The sequence below is a fragment of the Mycobacterium sp. SA01 genome, from assembly GCF_041287105.1.
Classification (GTDB): Bacteria; Actinomycetota; Actinomycetes; order Mycobacteriales; family Mycobacteriaceae; genus Mycobacterium.
Map to the genome: position 1 here is coordinate 335,667 of NZ_JBGGNO010000014.1, position 16,380 is coordinate 352,046.

Here is a 16,380-nt window from a genome sequence, read left to right on the forward strand (position 1 = left end):
CGTGCCCAGGGCGGCGACGGCGCCGCTGCGGGCCCATAGCGTCGCCGCCGTGCCTGCGATCACGAGGTCCGCGGACGGCCTCGGTCATCCCTCCGGTGCCGCGTTGGTGTCGTTGGTGACGTCGCTGGCCAGCGCGGGTCGAGACGTCGAACCCTCGGCCGCAACAACTTTGGCTAGCTCGGGAGCGGCGGTCTCGGCCGCAGCCCCGGCCGACCCACCGTTCCCGATCCCCCTCGGAGCCGACGTCAAAGTCGTCGAAGTGCATCCCCCTCTGATGTTCTTGCAGCAGCTGCCTGTGGTGGGCCGGTTGATCGTGACTCCTGTCGTCAGCGCGCTACACGCCATCCCGTTGGTCGGTGACCTCGTGCACACCTTCGTCGGATTTCCGATCGACCACACTGCGCCTCCGGGTGCGCCGCAGCCGGCGACGTACCGGGTGACGTCCTTCGATGGGACGTCGATCTACGTCAACGTCATGCCCGCGGTCGGCCTCCAAGCCGGCCAGACCGCACCGACGGTGCTCGACGGCCCCGGTCTGGGCCTGCCGGGCTCGACGGCGCTGAACCTCACCACCGACGAGTTACTTCCCAACGACGTCATCGGTATCGGCGCCTTACGCAAGGCCGGCTACAACGTGGTCACCTGGGACCCACGCGGCGAATGGCGCTCCGGTGGCGTCCTGCACATCGACTCGCCGCAGTTGGAAGGCCGCGACGTCTCCGCCATCATCAGTTTCCTCTCGACGCTGCCCGAGGTGCAGCTCGACACCGACAACGATCCCCGCATCGGCATGGTAGGCGCCTCCTATGGCGGCGGAATCCAGTTGTCGGCGGCCGGAATTGATCCCCGTATCGACGCCATCGTCCCGACGATCGCGTGGAACAACCTCGTGGACGTGTTGTTCCCGCACGGCGCGGTCAACACCACCTGGGGAACACTGCTGCCGTCGGTGCTGGCCTTGACCCTGTCACGGTCGTACCCGCGGATCTATCCGGTGGCGATCATGGGCGTGCTTTTCGGCGTCGCCCATCAGCAGGACATCGACCTGGTCAACAGCTTCGGCTTCCGCGACAACCTGAAGAACATCACCGCCCCCACGCTGCTCATCCAGGGCACCGTGGACACGTTGTTCCCGCTGGCCCAAGCCACGTTGAACTACCACGAACTGACGTCGGCGGAGTCGGTGAAGGTCATCTGGTACTGCGGCGGACACGGCGCCTGCTTGAGTTCGAACAACACCGGTCAGGTCAACATCACCCGCACACTCGGCTGGCTCGACTACTACGTCAAAGGTGACGAAAACGCCGACACCGGACCGACATTCGAGTACGTCGACCAGAACGGTCACTTCTGGGCGTCCGACGCCTATCCGATACGCACCGACGACACTCCTCTGACCGCGGTACGCACCACACCGCAGACGCTGCCCTACATCCCGTTTTTCGGAGGTACCGGGCCCGACCCCCGCATCCTGCTCAAAGGCCCGCTGCAGGCCCTGCTCGGCCTTGGCGCATCCGGGCCGGCCCTCAACGCGGTCAACCTCCAGGTGGCACCGGTCACCGAGGACACCCAGATCGTGGGCGCACCCTTGATCAGCTTCACCTACTCAGGCACCGGAAACGCCAGACACGTCTACGCCCAAATCGTCGACGACACCACCAACCAGGTCCTCGGCACCATCTCCACGCCGATCCCGGTCACGCTCGACGGGCAGACGCGCACCGTCACCAATTTCGCGATGAGCGAGATCGCACAGACTTTGGCGCCAGGGCAATCGGTGCATGTCCAACTCGTCACCTCTGCCATCGAGTACCTCAACTTCTACTCCTATGGCGACATCACCATTGACTCGATGTCGATCTCACTGCCCACGGTGGCGTCCGGCGCGGCGAAGCCAGTGACGACGACTACGTAACTGCGTCAGAACACCACCAGCGCCGCGGCAGCCAGGCTCGCCAGACACATCGACGGACCGTGCGGCACGCTCGCGGTTCGGTTCCGCACGGCCACCGCGACTGCCAGGACCGCCGTCAGCACCGGGGCGCCCAGCGCCGCCAGCAGCCATACGTCGAATCCGAAAGCGCCCGTGAGTCCCCCGACACCCAGCGCCAGCTTCACGTCACCGGCGCCCAGCCCATCCGGAACCACCAGGTGCACAACAAGATAGAACGCGGCCAACGCCAATGCTCCTGTCAGCGCTGGCAATCCACGTTCACACGCCAGAGCGCCGAGGAACACCATGACCGCTCCGGGCAGCGTCAAGGAGTTGGGCAGCCGCCGCTGGCGCACGTCGAAGACCGTCAACGCCACCGCCCACACCAGCACCATGCCGACCACCACAGCGCGCATGGGCGCACGTTAGCCCAGTGCGGCCGCCATCTGCTCTCGCGGCGCCGGCCGGCCTGTGAATTGTTCGACCTGACTGAACGCCTGGTTCAGCAGCATCTGCACACCGCTGATGACCTCGCCGCCGCTGTCCTGCACGGCGGCGGCCAGCGGGGTGGGCCACGGATCGTAGATCGCATCCAGCAACACCGGCACGCCGGCGAACACCCCGGCAAAGGCGGCCGCGGCGTCGGCCGGGATCGTGCTCACCAGAACATCAGCAGTGGCCACCACGGCCGGAAGGCCGCCGTCGGTCAGGTCGCAGAACTCCGCGGTGACCCCGACCGCCCGCCCCAGATCCAGCAGCCGGGCCGCCTTGTCACGATCGCGGGCGACGACGGTGACCTCGGTGACGCCGAGGTCGGCCAGCGCCACCACCGCCGCGGGCGCGGTGCCGCCCGAGCCCAGCACGATGGCGCGCCGCAGATGCCTGATGTGCCCCAGGGCACCGGCGACCCCGTCGATGTCGGTGTTGTCGGCGCGCCAGCCGCGACCGATGTGCACCAGGGTGTTGGCCGAGCCGACCAGATCGGCGCGTTCGGTGCGCTCCTCGGCGACCGCAAGGGCGGCGAACTTACCCGGCATCGTCACCGACAGCCCGACCCACTCCGGACCGAAACCCCGCACCAGGCGCGGCAATTCGGCGGCCGTGCATTCGATGCGCTCGTAGGTCCAGTCGGTCAGGCCCAGCGCGCGGTAGGCGGCCAGGTGCAACAGCGGCGACTTGGAATGCGCGACCGGCGAACCGAGAACCGCCGCCTTGCGCCGGCTCATCACCGAGCGGAGTCGAGCACGCCGTTGTGTCGCGCCAGATCGATATTCGCCAGGTGCTGCTGGTAATCCCGGGTGAACAGCGTGGTGCCCTCGGTGTCGACGGTGACGAAGTAGAGCCAATCCCCGGGCTCGGGGCGCTCAGCCGCGGCCAGCGCGTCCTGGCCGGGCGAGCAGATCGGAGTGGCCGGCAGGCCTTCCATCGCGTAGGTGTTCCACGGCGTGAGTTGCGCGCGGTCGCCGTCGGTGGTGGCGACTTCCTGGCGGTCCAGCGGATAGTTCACCGTCGAATCGAATTCCAGCTTCTGCGGCACACCCAGCCGGTTGTAGATCACCCGGGCGACCTTCGCGAAATCATTGGGCTTGGCCTCGCGCTGCACCAGCGAGCCGACGATCAGGATCTGATACGGCGACAGGCGCATCGCGGCCGCGGTGTCCAGCAGCCCCACGGCGACGTAGTGGTCGGCGCTCTGTCCGACCAGCTTGGCCAAAATCTCCTGCGGGGATGCCGACGGATCGACGTTCCAGGTGCCCGGGGCGATCAGCCCCTCCAGCCGGCGGTGGTTCTTGCCCAGCGCGATCACCGGCTGTGCCGCCCACTCCGGCACGTTCAACTCCGCCGCCGGCGCCTGCTCGGCGGCACGACGCAGATCCTCGGCGGCAACACACTTCTGCTGACCGTTCACCGGGATACAGGTGGACTTCGAGATCAGGGTGAAGATGCCGTCGGTGACCTTGCCCGAGCCGACCTCCGCGATGTCGTCGAGTTGCCGGCCCTCGGGGATCACCAGCTTGCCCACCCGATTCTTCGGGTCCGCCAGGCGATCCACCGCCGCCGACGCCGACATCTCGGTTCGCACCGTGTAGAAGCCCGGCTGAATCGCGGCGATCGAGGCGTTGTTCTTGGCCGCGTCGACGAATCCCTTGACGTTGGAGATGACGTTCTTGTCGCGCAGCGTCTGACCTATCTGGGTGGTGGAGTCACCGTCGTGCACCTGGATGACGACGTCGTCCTTGCCCTCGCCGGAGTAGCCGCTGTCCCCGCTGAAGAGCTTGCCGCCCAAGTACACCGCCGCCACCACAACCAGCACCAGCAGGGCGGCTGCCCCGGCCCCGATCATCCTGCGCCGGTGGCGGTTTCGTTTGGCGCGGACACGCTCGAGGCGGCTCAGCTTGCGCCGTGGCCGACCGACCGCCACCGGACCGGACCGGTCGTCATAACCGTCAGACATCGTCGCTCCCGGCGCTCGTCGTTTCCCGGGTCGCTTCGCTGTGCCCCCCAGAGGCGTTCCGGCGCTGGTCGAGCCAGCCCTGCAGGATCCCCACCGCGGCCGCCTGGTCGATGACGCCGCGTTGAGCCTTGGCGCGCACGCCGGCCTCCCGCAGCGACCGCTGGGCGACCACCGTCGTCAATCGTTCGTCGGCCAGCCGGACCGGCACCGGCGCGATCCGCTCGCTCAGCGCATCGGCCACCTCGACCGCGTCCTGCGCCGACGTCCCGGCCCGATCTGCCAGCGTGCGCGGCAATCCGACCACCACCTCGACGATGTCGTGTTCGGCAACCAATGCGCTCAGCCGGCGAAGGTGCTTGCCGGTCCGCTCGCGGCGCACCGTTTCGACCGGAGTGGCCAGGATGCCGTCGGGGTCGCTCACCGCCACCCCGATGCGCACCGTGCCCACGTCGATGCCGAGCCGCCGGCCTCGCCCGGGATCGTCTGCGCCGGGCCGGTCAGGCACACGGTTCTGTGCGGAGAGCACTGACGCTAGCTCCGCGCGATCTCTGCGCGAACCGCCCCCAGTGCCGCATCGATTCCGGCCGGGTTCTTGCCGGATCCCTGCGCCAGATCAGCCTTGCCGCCGCCCCGCCCGTCGACAGCCGAAGAAATCTGCTTGATGAGTTCGTTGGCGCGCAGCCCGGCGTCCTGTGCGGCCGCATTGGTGGCCACGACGAACGGCACCGTTCCGTCGTCACCCTCGCTGATGAGCACCACGACCCCGGGTTCGGAGCCCATCTTGCCGCGGATGTCACCGACCAGGGAACGCAGATCACCGGCGTTCATCCCGGCCGACATCCGCTGCGCCACGAGACGGACCTTACCCACCTGCTCGGCACCGGCGGCGGCGTTCGCCGCCGCAGCGCGCGCAGTGGCCAGCCGAACCCGGTCGAGTTCCTTCTCCGCGGCTTTGAGCTTCTCGACGAGGGTGGCCACCCGGGCCGGCACCTCATCGGAGGGCACCTTGAGCGACGACGCCAGTCCGGCCATCAGCGCGCGTTCCTTGGCGAGGTGGCGGAACGAATCCAGGCCGACGTAGGCCTCGACGCGGCGCACACCGGAGCCCACCGATGACTCGCCGAGGATCGTGACCGGACCGATCTGCGCCGAGTTGTGCACGTGGGTGCCGCCACAGAGTTCCAGCGAGAACGGCCCGCCGATCTCGACCACCCGGACCTCGTCGGGGTAGGACTCGCCGAACATCGCCATGGCGCCCATCGCCTTGGCCTTCTCCAGCTTCTCGTTGAAGGTGTGCACCTCGAAGTCGGCCTGCACGGCCTCATTGGTGACTTCCTCGACCTGAGCGCGCTGCTCGTCGCTCAACGCGCCCTGATAGTTGAAGTCGAACCGCAGATAGCCCGGGCGGTTCAGCGAGCCGGCCTGAACTGCGTTGGGGCCCAACACCTGTCGCAATGCGGCGTGCACCATGTGCGTGCCCGAGTGGCCCTGGGTGGCGCCGCGGCGCCATTCCGGGTCGACGGCGGCGGTGACCGTGTCGCCCTCGACGAACTCGCCGGACTCGACGTTGACCCGGTGCACCCACAGGGTTTTGGCGATCTTCTGCACATCGGTGACCGCGGCCTTGGCCGCGCCGCCGGCGCTGATCCAACCGGCATCGGCGATCTGCCCGCCGGACTCGGCGTACAGGGGGGTGCGGTCTAGCACGATCTCGACGCGCTCGGGAGCCTGCTCGCGACCGCCGTGCGCGACCACCGGCACCCGCTTACCGTCGACGAAGATCCCGAGAATTCTTGCCTCAGAAGTCAATTCGTCGAAACCGGTGAACTCCGTCGGCCCGGCGTCGACCAGCTCGCGGAAAGCCGACAGGTCGGCATGTGCGTGCTTGCGAGCCGCGGCATCGGCCTTGGCGCGGCGGCGTTGCTCAGCCATCAGCTCGCGGAAGCCGAGCTCGTCGACGCTCAGGTCCGCCTCGGCCGCCATTTCCAGCGTGAGCTCGATCGGGAAGCCGTAGGTGTCGTGCAGGGTGAACGCCTCGGAGCCGCCGAGCACGGTCTTGCCTGCCGACTTCGTGGCGGCGGCGGCTTCCTCGAACAGCTTCGACCCCGACGCCAGCGTCCGGTTGAACGCGGTCTCCTCGGCCACGGCGATGCGCTGGATCCGGTCGAAGTCGGTGACCAGTTCCGGGTAGGACGGGCCCATCGCGTCGCGGACGGTCACCATCAGGTCGGCCATGATCGGCTGCTCCACCCCGAGCAGCTTGGCCGCCCGGATGATGCGGCGCAGCAGCCGGCGCAGCACGTACCCGCGGCCCTCGTTGCCGGGGGTGACCCCGTCGGCGATGATGATCGCCGACGTCCGGCTGTGGTCGGCGATCACCCGGTAGCGGACGTCGTCGTCGTGCGACCCCTGCCCGTACCCGCGGGGCGCGAACTGTGCCACCTGGTCGATGACGGGCCGCAGCAGGTCCGTCTCGTAGACGTTGTCGACGTCCTGCAGCAGGCAGGCGATGCGCTCGACACCCATACCGGTGTCGATGTTCTTGCGCGGCAGCGGCCCGAGGATCTCGAAGTCGTCCTTGGACGTGCCCTCGCCGCGTTCGTTCTGCATGAACACGAGATTCCAGATCTCGATGTAGCGGTTCTCGTCGGCTTCCGGGCCGCCTTCGACGCCGTAGGCCGGGCCGCGGTCGTAGTAGATCTCCGAGCACGGCCCGCACGGCCCGGGGATGCCCATCGACCAGTAGTTGTCGGCCATGCCGCGGCGCTGGATCCGCTCGATCGGCAGACCGGCGACCTCCTGCCACAGCTGTACGGCTTCGTCGTCGTCGTAGAACACCGTCGCCCACAGCCGTTCCGGGTCGAACCCGTAACCGCCCTGCTCGACCGGCTTGGTCAGCAACGTCCACGCCAGCTCGATCGCGCGGCGTTTGAAGTAGTCGCCGAACGAGAAGTTGCCCGCCATCTGGAAGAAGGTGTTGTGCCGGGTGGTGATGCCCACCTCGTCGATGTCAGGTGTGCGGATGCACTTCTGGATGCTGGTGGCCGTCGGATACGGCGGCGTGCGCTGCCCGAGGAAGTACGGCACGAACTGCACCATGCCCGCGTTGACGAACAACAGGTTCGGGTCGTCGAGGATCACCGAGGCACTCGGTACCTCGGTGTGGCCCGCTTGCACGAAGTGATCCAGGAATCGCTTCCTGATCTCGTGTGTCTGCACTGGGTTTCCTTGCGTTCGGGGTGCGGCTCGACGGACGCTTCGACCGCACCACATTACCGGGCGCCTTCTCCTCAGCCCGCGACGAAGCTCAGCCGGACCGATCGGCGCGGATTGTCCTGGTTCAAGTCGACCAGCACGATGCTCTGCCAGGTGCCCAGCAGCGGCGTCCCGTCGCCCACCGGAACGGTCACCGACGGCGCGACGATGGCCGGCAGCACATGATCGGCGCCGTGCCCCGGCGAACCGTGCGAGTGGCGGTAACGGTCGTCACGCGGCAGCAGGCGATCCAACGTGTCGAGCAGATCATGATCGGACCCGGCCCCGGTCTCGATGACGGCGACGCCGGCGGTGGCGTGCGGCACGAACACGTTGCACAGTCCGTCACCGCGGCCGCGACAGAACGACCGCACCTCGTCCGTCAGGTCGACGATCCGGCGCCGCGAGCTGTCGATGTCAAGCACGTCGGTGTCCACGGTTTCCAGCCTAGGCGACCTCGTCGAAACCGTTGCCAGCCCATATCGAGGGGAGGAAGGTGAACAGTGCCGGTGGCGCCGCCGGGGCGCCGCCCCGAGTCGAAGGGGGTGGAGAAGTGCACGCACGCTCTACCACGTTTGCCGCGCGCCCGGAATCCATCGATGCGGGAATCGCGGTCTTCCGCGACGAGGTGATGCCGGCTCTTCAAGGCATGACCGGATGCGTCGGCATGTCGCTTCTGACCGACCGCGAGTCTGGCCGCTGCATCGTCACCACCGCCTGGGATGACGACGCGGCCATGCACTCCAGCGCCGACGAGGTCCGGCTGTTTCGCGACCGGGCGGCCCAGGTGCTCGGCGCCACCCCAGCGGTGGATGAATGGGAGATCGCCGCGGTGCATCGCGACCACCGCTCCGGTGCGGGTGCCTGTGTGCGGGCCACCTGGCTGCAGGCCAGGCCCGACCAGTTCGACCAGGCCGTCGAGTTCTACAAGACGACGGTGCTCCCGGAGATCGAGCAGCTCGACGGGTTCTGCAGCACGAGCATGATGTGCGACCGATCCACCGGGCGCGCCGTGGTGTCGACCACGTATGACAGCCAGGACGCGATGGAACGCAGCCGCGACGCGGCTCGGTCGCTGCGGACCGCACTGCTGCGCGATCTGGGCGCCGACCAGCTCGACGTCGGCGAGTTCGAGCTGGCGATCGCCCGGCTGCGGGTCCCGGAGCTGGCCTAGAGCACGAGGACAACCCCGGGACTTAAGGCCCTGCTCCCGGCCCGTCGGACGGGGCAACGTTGTCGGCTATGAGCAAGCAGAGGCCGATACTCGCCACGTGGATGGCGGCCGCCGGGATCGCCGCGGCCTACCGCTGGGTGCTGCGACCCGCGATGTACGCGTGGGGCGCCACCGATGCGGAGGTCGCCGCCGAGCTGCCCGGGGACAGCTTGGTCGAGCCGGGAAGCGCCCGCACCACCCGGGCGATCACCATCGACGCGCCCGTCGCGGACGTCTGGCCGTGGCTGGTGCAGATGGGCGAGAACCGCGGCGGTTTCTACAGTTACGACGTTCTCGAGCGTCTGGTGGGAACCCGTATTCACAACGCGGACGTCGTACACCCCGAATGGCAGCAGCTCCGCGTCGGTGACACGGTGTGGCTGGCTCAACGCTCCGGCGAGCGGGCCCGACAGCTGGTCGCGGAGATCGAGCCCAACTCGCATCTCGTGCTGATGTCGGCGGCCGACTACGACCGGGTGCAGCGCGGTGAGAAGGCCTTCGGGTCGTGGGCGTTCTGTCTGCGGCCGCACAACGCGGGGACCCGGCTGCTGGTTCGCGGCAGCGGTGCTCCGGTCGGTCAATCAGCTTTCGACATCGTGCATTTCCTGATGGAACGCGGGATGCTGCGCGGCATCCGGGAGCGGGCGCAGCGGCCGGCGCGACCGGCGTCGCTTCCGCACTGACCTACCGCGGCGGATTCGGCACCGTCTCAGCGCTTGCGCCGGATGATCGCGCGCAGTTTGTCCAACCGGCTGCCGATCTCACGCTCGGCGCCGTGGTTCGTCGGCTTGTAGTAGTCGACCCCCACCACCTCATCCGGCGGATACTGTTGCGGCACAACGCCATCGGGGTCGTCGTGCGGATACCTGTACCCGACCGCGTTGCCGAGCTTGGCCGCCCCCGCGTAATGCCCGTCCCGCAGATGCGCAGGCACCAGACCGGCCTTGCCGCCGCGGATGTCGTTCATCGCGGCACCGAGCGCGGTGGTCACGGCATTGGATTTCGGCGCGGTGGCCAGGTGCACGGTCGCGTGCGCGAGCGTCAGCTGCGCCTCGGGCATGCCGATCAGCTGGACAGTCTGTGCGGCGGCGACCGCGGTCAGCAGCGCCGTCGGGTCGGCCATCCCGATGTCCTCGCTGGCCAGGATCATCAGCCGGCGCGCCAGGAACCGGGGGTCCTCCCCTGCCACCAGCATCCGCGCCAGATAGTGCAGCGCGGCGTCGACGTCCGAGCCGCGGATCGACTTGATGAACGCGCTGATGACGTCGTAGTGCTGATCGCCGTCGCGGTCGTAGCGCACCGCCGCCTTGTCCAGCGACTGCTCGATCACCTCGACGGTGACGTGCTCCCCGGATTCGGCGGCGACCTCCAGCGCGGTCAGCGCCCGTCGGGCATCCCCGGCCGACAGCTGCACCACCAGGTCGACGGCGTCGTCGTCGACGGTGACCGCGCCGCCCAGCCCCCGCGGGTCTTCGATGGCGCGCAGCACCACGGTGCGCACATTGTCTGCGGTCAGCGGCTGCAGTTGCAGGATCAGCGAGCGCGACAGCAGCGGCGCGACCACCGAGAACGACGGGTTCTCGGTGGTTGCCGCCACCAGCAGCACGATCCGGTTCTCCACCGCCGCGAGCAGAGCATCCTGCTGGGTCTTGGAGAAGCGGTGTACCTCGTCGATGAACAGCACGGTCTGCTCGCCGTAGGCCGCGGCGCGGCGCGCATTGTCGATGACGGCGCGCACTTCCTTGACGCCGGCGCTCAGCGCGGACAGCGCCTCGAACCGTCGCCCGGTGGCCTGCGACACCAGCGACGCGAGCGTGGTCTTACCGGTGCCGGGCGGCCCATACAGGATCACCGATGCGGCGCCGGAGCCTTCGACCAGGCGGCGCAGCGGCGAGCCCTGGCGCAGCAGGTTCTCCTGCCCGACGACCTCGTCCAGGCTGGCCGGGCGCATCCGGACCGCCAGCGGTGCCGACGTCGGCGCCGCCGAGCCGACCCGGGCGTCGGCGTCGCCGGGCACATCGAACAGGCTGTCGGACACGCCCCCAGACTTACCACGTTCGTAATCTGGTCGTCGTGACTGCGCGCGGCTGGGCCCTGTTCGCCGCGATGAGCGTCATCTGGGGCATCCCCTATCTGTTGATCAAGGTGGCCGTCGACGAGGTATCGGTGCCGGTGCTGGTGTTCACCCGGTGCGCGGTCGGAGCGGTGCTGCTGTTGCCGCTGGCGGTGTCCGCCGGCTCTCGCACGCTGTTGCGCAGGCACTGGAAAGCGGTGGCGGCGTTCGCGTTCTTCGAGATGATCGCGGCCTGGCTGCTGCTGTCGGACGCCGAGCGGCACCTGACGAGTTCACTGACCGGCCTGCTGATCGCCGCCGCCCCGATCATCGCGGCAGTGCTGGACCGGCTGACCGGCGGTGAGCGGCTGGGGCCGCTGCGCCTGGCCGGGCTCGGCCTGGGGCTGGCGGGTGTGGCGGTGCTGGCCGGGCCGGGTCTGTCGTCAGGTGGCGCCTGGCCGGTGATCGAGGTGCTGCTGACCGCGACGTGTTATGCGATCGCGCCGCTGATCGCCGCGCGGTATCTGGCTGACGTGCCGGGCCCAGCTCTGACGTCGGCCTGCCTGGGCCTGGCCGCCGTGGTGTATCTGACGCCGGCGGCGCTGACCTGGCCCCGCCACACGTTGACTCCGCACGCGTACGCCGCCATCGCGGCGCTGGCCGGTATCTGCACGGCACTGGCGTTCGTGGTGTTCTTCGCGCTGATCAAAGAAGTGGGAGCCACCCGCGCACTGCTGTTCACCTACGTCAATCCGGCGGTGGCGCTGATCGCCGGGGTGCTGCTGCTGAGTGAACCTTTGACGTGGTTCCACATCGCCGGGCTGATGCTGATCCTGACGGGCTCGGTGCTGGCAAGCCGCACGACGTCAGAAAACGTCGCCGACGAGTAGCCGGCAGGCCACGTCGACGTCGGCCAGCGCGTCCTCGGGAAGCAGGGCACCGCCGACCGTCCAGGTGAGGATCCCGAAGGCGGCCTGCTGCACCAGCCGGGAGCGGCGCAGCTGTTCGGCGGTGGGGTTGTCGACGCCGGCGATATCGAGGATGAGCTCACGCAGCGTGGGATCGTCGGGAGCGTCCTCCTGTGCGCGGACGATCTGCGTGGAGGTGATCATCGCATGCGCAAGGTGCTTGTGACGCAACAGATTTCGGCAGGCGGCCACCATCAGCGCGGCAATGTCTCCGGCCGGGTCGCCACTGGGAGGCGGCGGCCGGAACTTGGACACCTGGGCGAACAGCACCGCGGCGAACACGTGATGCTTGGACGGGTAGTAGCGGTAGAGGGTGCGCAGCGCCACTCCGGCGTCGGCGGCGATCTCCTGGGCGCCGATGCGGTCGATCTCTTTGGTCGCACCCAATCGGGCGGCGGCGGCGAGGATGGCGCCGCGCCGATTCTCCTGGTCATCGGTCGCCGGGCGGGCCGGCGCCCGGGGCTCTCCGATCCGCGGCACGCCACTCAGTATCGGGCATCCGCTACGCGCTCGCGCACTGGTACCGATCAGCGAGACCCTCGTCACGGGTTCACACACGGCACGTCACGATCGGTAGATGTCCTATGCGAAATACGGTCCGTGGGCGGTGATCGCCGGCGGTTCTGAAGGCGTGGGCGCCGAATTCGCCCGCTTGTTGGCCGAGTCGGGCGTGAATCTCGTTCTGGTGGCACGCAAACCGGATCCGCTCCAGGTGACGGCCGACAAGTGCCGTGAGCTCGGCGTCGAAGTACGCACTGTGGCAACCGATCTCGTCTCCCCCGCGGCGCTCTCCGCGTTGACCGCGGCCACCGACGGACTCGAGGTCGGCTTGTTCATCTACAACGCGGGCGCGAACACCTGCAGCGCCGAGTTTCTGGATGCCGACCTGGCGGACTTCCAAAAAGTCATCGACCTGAACATCGGCACGATGATGGCACTGACGCAGCACTACGGCCGGCTGATGCGGGAGCGGCGCCGCGGCGGCATCCTGCTGGTCGGCTCGATGTCGGGATATCTGGGCTCGGTACGTCACACGGTGTATGGCGGGGTGAAGGCCTACGGCCGCATCTTCGCCGAGGGGCTGTGGCTGGAGTTGCGTGAGTACGGCGTCGACGTGCTGGAGCTGGTGCTGGGTGTCACCCGCACACCGGCGATGGAGCGGGTCGGTCTGAATTTCGACGTGCCCGGCATGCGGGTGGCCGATCCGGCCGACGTCGCTCGAGAAGGGTTGGAGCAGTTACCGAACGGCCCGGTGTTCGTCGCGGGCGGGAACGCCGAAGACGTTGCGCGACGCAATGATCCAGACCGCACGAAGGTGGTCGCGGGAGCGCACCGGATGATGCAGAAGCTCATGGGCCTGACGTAGTTATCCCCAGATCCGCGTTGATCCCCAGCGTGACCTTCGGGACCACCTTTTGTCGGTGGGTCGCACTAATGTTCGAAGTATGAGTGGGATCGACGTCATGCGGGAGGCGCGCGATCGATACCTGGAGTGCTTGTCCACCGTCGATCTTGATGAACTCTCCCCCGCTGACCGGTTCGTGGTGCTCGAGGACTGCGAGTCCGCACTACGCCACCAGGTCGCGCTATCTCACGCAGTGATTTCTCGGCTAGAGCAGGTTGAAGGGTGCCCGCCGGTGCCGATCACCCTGGCCGATGTGCTGCGGATCAGCCCGCGAGAAGCCAAGCGACGGATTCGGGATGCCCAACAATTAGCACCCCGCCGAGCGTTGACCGGCGAGCCGCTACCGCCACTGCTGCCGGAAACCTCGAAGGCATGGCACGAGGGGCAGCTCGACGGCGAACACCTCCGGGTGATCCAGAAGTTTTTCCGCGACCTGCCCGATCACGTGCCCCCGGTCGAGGTCGAGAAGGCCGAGAAATCATTGGCCGACAAGGCGACGGCGTTGCGGCCCGATCAGCTCGAAAAAGTGGCCCACCGGTTGGCCTTGCATCTCAATCCTGACGGGACATTCTCCGACGAAGACCGGGCCCGCAAGCGCGGATTCGTCTGGTGCGGCGGTCAGCAGGTCGACGGCATGAGTGTGGGCCGATTGATCGCCGACCCCGAGCTGCGGTCGCTGGTCGACGCCTGGATGGCAAAGTTCGCCGCACCGGGGATGTGCAATCCGGCCGACGAGAGCCCGACCACCACCCCGACCGACGAAGTCGCCGAGCGGGATGCGCGCAGTTTTGGCCAACGTCAGCACGATGCGCTCAAGGCCCTGCTACGAGTGTCGTTGGGTGATCCGAAGTTCGGCCAGCACAACGGGTTACCCGTGACGGTGATCGTGTCGGCGACCCTGCAGGACATTCAGGCCAAGACCGGACATGGGGTCACCGCCGCTGGCACGCTGCTGCCAATCTCGGAGGTCATCCGGCTCGGCGCCCACGCGTATCACTATCTGGCCCTGTTCGACAAAGTTGACGGACGCGGGTTGTGGCTGGGCCGCACCAAACGCGTCGCCTCGGCCGATCAGCGAATCATGCTGCACAGCAAGGAACGTGGCTGCACCCGCCCCGGATGTGACGCACCGGGCTATCTGACCGAGGTGCACCACGTCGACGAATGGGCCGCAGGCGGCCTGACCAACATCGACAAGCTCACTTTTGCCTGCCGACCCGACCACCGGCTACTCGACCAAGGCTGGCGAACTCGAAAGCTCGCCAATGGCGACACCGAGTGGATTCCCCCACCCGCACTGCCCATGCTGCATGGCGGCACCAACGACTATCACCACCCCGAGCAGCTGCTCGGCAACGACGGCGACCCGCCGTCTGATACCCGCACGCTCGAGGAAGGCGGAGCCGCCTAGTTGTTGGCGCCCGCCAGCGCGCGGGCGATCCGTGCCGCCGACGCGGCGACCAGCGGCTGACAGCGTTGAGCGAGCACCCGGTCGGAGGTGACCAGTCCGATCGCGGCACGCGCCCCGACCGTGGCGGCCACCGACACCATCGGGCCGGCGTAGTCACCGTGGCGCACGACGACGCGGCGGCGGACCTTGTGCAGTTCGCCCCACCAGATCGCGTCGGGCTCCCAGCCCTGGACATAACTCAGCTCGGCCACCACGTCTTCGGGCGACAACCCCGCCAGCGCGGCGACGCCCAACGCCACCCGGTGGGCCGGGATTCGCACGCCGACCGACGTCGGCACCTGGCGCGCCGACGGCCCGCCCAGCTTGTCCAGGTGAACGACCTCGCCGCGGTCGAGCAGACCGAGATGCACCACTGCACCGGTGCGCACCTGAAGCTCGTGCAGGACCGGCGCCGCGACCGACCGCAGCCGGACATCAGCACTGTCACCGGCGCCCCACGCCGAGGTCCGCGCTCCGAGCCGGTACCCGCGACCCGAATGCGTCAGCCACTGCAACCGCACCAGCTGGTCGAGGATGCGGTGCGTGGTCGAGCGCGGCAGATGCGCCCGTGCGGCGATCTGGTCCAGCGTGAGACCTGCTGACGTGTCGTCGAACGCGTCGATGATGGCCGTGAACCGGTCGAGCATCGAGGCCGGCGCGGTATCGGTGAGAGCCGCGGTCATCAGCACTCCTGTCCGGTTGGGGAGAATTCGTTCTACCGCACCGTAGCGGTCTCGATCACCGGGACGCAAGCATTCGACCGGTGTGGCGCCGGTTAGAACAGCACTGTGCGGATCGGACTGTCGACGCCGATGGTGATGCAGCTGCCCGGGGTGTCCTCCGCGTGGGAGACCACCGCAGGCGTCGACGACCTGGCCCGTATCGCCCGCACCGCTGACGAGCTCGGCTTCGACCACCTCACTTGCGCCGAACACGTCGCCGTCCCGGTCGGCGACGGCGCGCAGCGCGGCGTGACCTACTGGGATCCGCTCTCGACGTTCGGCTTCCTGTCCGCCCACACCGCCCGGATCTCGCTGACGACATCGGTGGTGGTGCTGGGCTATCACCACCCGCTGGACATTGCCAAGCGGTTCGGCACGCTGGACCGGCTCAGCGGCGGCCGGCTGGTGCTCGGTGTTGGCGTCGGGTCGCTGGCCGAGGAATTCGACCTGCTCGGAGCACCCTTCGACGGCCGCGGTGAACGCGCCGACGACGCCATCCGCGCTCTGCGCGCATCGCTGTCGACCACCCGGCCGTCCTACCGGGGCAGCCACTACGAGTTCGACGGGTTCGCCGTCGAGCCCTGCGCCGTGCAGGAGCGGGTGCCGATTCTGGTCGGCGGGCGCACCCTGCGATCGTTGCGCCGCGCGGTCCGCCTCGCCGACGGGTGGATGCCGTTCGGCCTCAACACCACCGAGATCGAAGCGATGCTGGCCAAGGCGGACGTGCCGCCAAGCTTCGAGGTGGTGCTGTCGACCGGCCGTGCCGTTGACCCGATCGCCGATGCCGGCCGAACGGTCAAGCGCCTCATCGCGTTACGCGACGTCGGCGCCACCGCGATCACCTGTTCGGTGAGGGCCGACTCCCCCGAGCACTATTGCGACCAGCTCGCCGCGCTCCGGGATCTGGCCGACGAACTGTAGGAGGA

The 16,380-nt window shown here is 68.3% G+C and carries 16 protein-coding genes; 7 read left to right on the forward strand and 9 right to left on the reverse strand.

Translation table 11 applies throughout. The annotated features are described in order from the left end of the window. Nucleotides 1-49 precede the first annotated feature (49 nt). Nucleotides 50-1,915, forward strand: a complete 1,866-nt coding sequence (locus tag AB4879_RS06125; protein ID WP_370506866.1) for a CocE/NonD family hydrolase — start codon at nt 50-52, stop codon at nt 1,913-1,915. A 5-nt stretch (nt 1,916-1,920) separates the two neighbouring features. Here AB4879_RS06125 and AB4879_RS06130 read toward each other — a convergent pair whose 3' ends face one another. From AB4879_RS06130 to AB4879_RS06155, 6 genes are all read right to left on the reverse strand, one after another. Continuing rightward, the gene (locus AB4879_RS06130) at nt 1,921-2,349 is read right to left on the reverse strand and encodes a prepilin peptidase (protein ID WP_370506867.1); all 429 of its coding nucleotides are present in this window, start codon (nt 2,347-2,349) and stop codon (nt 1,921-1,923) included. A 9-nt stretch (nt 2,350-2,358) separates the two neighbouring features. Continuing rightward, a complete protein-coding gene (locus tag AB4879_RS06135; RefSeq protein WP_370506868.1) occupies nt 2,359-3,159 on the reverse strand; it encodes a shikimate dehydrogenase in 801 nt (266 codons plus the stop codon). Continuing rightward, nucleotides 3,159-4,388 carry an endolytic transglycosylase MltG gene (gene mltG / locus AB4879_RS06140; protein ID WP_102807911.1) on the reverse strand — a complete coding sequence of 410 codons (1,230 nt, stop codon included), beginning with the start codon at nt 4,386-4,388 and terminating at the stop codon, nt 3,159-3,161. Before mltG ends, AB4879_RS06135 begins: the two co-directional genes overlap by 1 nt. Beyond that, complete coding sequence (ruvX, locus tag AB4879_RS06145) at nt 4,381-4,914, reverse strand: Holliday junction resolvase RuvX (protein ID WP_102807910.1); 534 nt, start codon at nt 4,912-4,914, stop codon at nt 4,381-4,383. The genes mltG and ruvX overlap by 8 nt, the downstream gene beginning before the upstream one ends. A 5-nt stretch (nt 4,915-4,919) precedes the next feature. Further along, entirely contained in the window at nt 4,920-7,607 is a 2,688-nt protein-coding gene (alaS, locus tag AB4879_RS06150) for an alanine--tRNA ligase (protein WP_370506869.1), read from the reverse strand. 71 nt (nt 7,608-7,678) lie between these two features. Next, entirely contained in the window at nt 7,679-8,068 is a 390-nt protein-coding gene (locus tag AB4879_RS06155; RefSeq protein ID WP_370506932.1) for a secondary thiamine-phosphate synthase enzyme YjbQ, read from the reverse strand. 128 nt (nt 8,069-8,196) lie between these two features. On the opposite strand from AB4879_RS06155, the gene AB4879_RS06160 reads away from it, so the two are divergent. Together AB4879_RS06160 and AB4879_RS06165 are read left to right on the forward strand one after the other, a co-directional pair. Beyond that, nucleotides 8,197-8,817: an antibiotic biosynthesis monooxygenase gene (locus tag AB4879_RS06160; protein WP_102807907.1), complete on the forward strand. Its 621-nt coding sequence runs from the start codon at nt 8,197-8,199 to the stop codon at nt 8,815-8,817. A gap of 68 nt (nt 8,818-8,885) precedes the next feature. Next, the gene (locus tag AB4879_RS06165) at nt 8,886-9,539 is read left to right on the forward strand and encodes a hypothetical protein (protein WP_370506870.1); all 654 of its coding nucleotides are present in this window, start codon (nt 8,886-8,888) and stop codon (nt 9,537-9,539) included. A gap of 26 nt (nt 9,540-9,565) precedes the next feature. Here AB4879_RS06165 and AB4879_RS06170 read toward each other — a convergent pair whose 3' ends face one another. Then, nucleotides 9,566-10,894 (reverse strand): replication-associated recombination protein A, encoded by a 1,329-nt coding sequence (locus tag AB4879_RS06170; RefSeq protein WP_370506871.1) that lies wholly within the window; start codon nt 10,892-10,894, stop codon nt 9,566-9,568. A 35-nt stretch (nt 10,895-10,929) separates the two neighbouring features. Between AB4879_RS06170 and AB4879_RS06175 the strand changes: the two genes are divergently transcribed. Next, on the forward strand, nt 10,930-11,799 hold the full coding sequence (locus AB4879_RS06175; protein ID WP_370506872.1) for a DMT family transporter: 870 nt from the start codon (nt 10,930-10,932) through the stop codon (nt 11,797-11,799). On the opposite strand, the gene AB4879_RS06180 is transcribed toward AB4879_RS06175, so the two are convergent. Then, nucleotides 11,776-12,357 carry a TetR family transcriptional regulator gene (locus tag AB4879_RS06180; RefSeq protein ID WP_370506873.1) on the reverse strand — a complete coding sequence of 194 codons (582 nt, stop codon included), beginning with the start codon at nt 12,355-12,357 and terminating at the stop codon, nt 11,776-11,778. The genes AB4879_RS06175 and AB4879_RS06180 overlap by 24 nt on opposite strands. Nucleotides 12,358-12,454: 97 nt before the next feature. Between AB4879_RS06180 and AB4879_RS06185 the strand changes: the two genes are divergently transcribed. Together AB4879_RS06185 and AB4879_RS06190 are read left to right on the forward strand one after the other, a co-directional pair. Continuing rightward, nucleotides 12,455-13,243, forward strand: coding sequence for an SDR family NAD(P)-dependent oxidoreductase (locus tag AB4879_RS06185; RefSeq protein ID WP_370506874.1), 789 nt, complete (start codon nt 12,455-12,457; stop codon nt 13,241-13,243). 79 nt (nt 13,244-13,322) lie between these two features. Continuing rightward, on the forward strand, nt 13,323-14,693 hold the full coding sequence (locus AB4879_RS06190) for an HNH endonuclease signature motif containing protein (protein WP_370506875.1): 1,371 nt from the start codon (nt 13,323-13,325) through the stop codon (nt 14,691-14,693). Here the strand turns inward: AB4879_RS06190 and AB4879_RS06195 are convergent. Next, a complete protein-coding gene (locus AB4879_RS06195) occupies nt 14,690-15,415 on the reverse strand; it encodes an IclR family transcriptional regulator (RefSeq protein ID WP_102808016.1) in 726 nt (241 codons plus the stop codon). The two genes, AB4879_RS06190 and AB4879_RS06195, sit on opposite strands and share 4 nt — an antisense overlap. A 105-nt stretch (nt 15,416-15,520) precedes the next feature. Here AB4879_RS06195 and AB4879_RS06200 point away from each other — a divergent pair, with 105 nt between their 5' ends. Then, a complete protein-coding gene (locus tag AB4879_RS06200; RefSeq protein WP_370506876.1) occupies nt 15,521-16,375 on the forward strand; it encodes an LLM class F420-dependent oxidoreductase in 855 nt (284 codons plus the stop codon). The last annotated feature ends 5 nt before the right edge of the window (nt 16,376-16,380 follow it).

Coding starts and splice junctions, on each gene's coding strand:
- AB4879_RS06130 (WP_370506867.1), bottom strand. CDS start 2,349: ATGCGCGCTGTGGTGGTCGGCATGGTGCTGGTGTGGGCGGTGGCGTTG.
- AB4879_RS06135 (WP_370506868.1), bottom strand. CDS start 3,159: ATGAGCCGGCGCAAGGCGGCGGTTCTCGGTTCGCCGGTCGCGCATTCC.
- mltG (WP_102807911.1), bottom strand. CDS start 4,388: ATGTCTGACGGTTATGACGACCGGTCCGGTCCGGTGGCGGTCGGTCGG.
- AB4879_RS06165 (WP_370506870.1), top strand. CDS start 8,886: ATGAGCAAGCAGAGGCCGATACTCGCCACGTGGATGGCGGCCGCCGGG.
- AB4879_RS06185 (WP_370506874.1), top strand. CDS start 12,455: ATGTCCTATGCGAAATACGGTCCGTGGGCGGTGATCGCCGGCGGTTCT.
- AB4879_RS06190 (WP_370506875.1), top strand. CDS start 13,323: ATGAGTGGGATCGACGTCATGCGGGAGGCGCGCGATCGATACCTGGAG.
- AB4879_RS06195 (WP_102808016.1), bottom strand. CDS start 15,415: ATGACCGCGGCTCTCACCGATACCGCGCCGGCCTCGATGCTCGACCGG.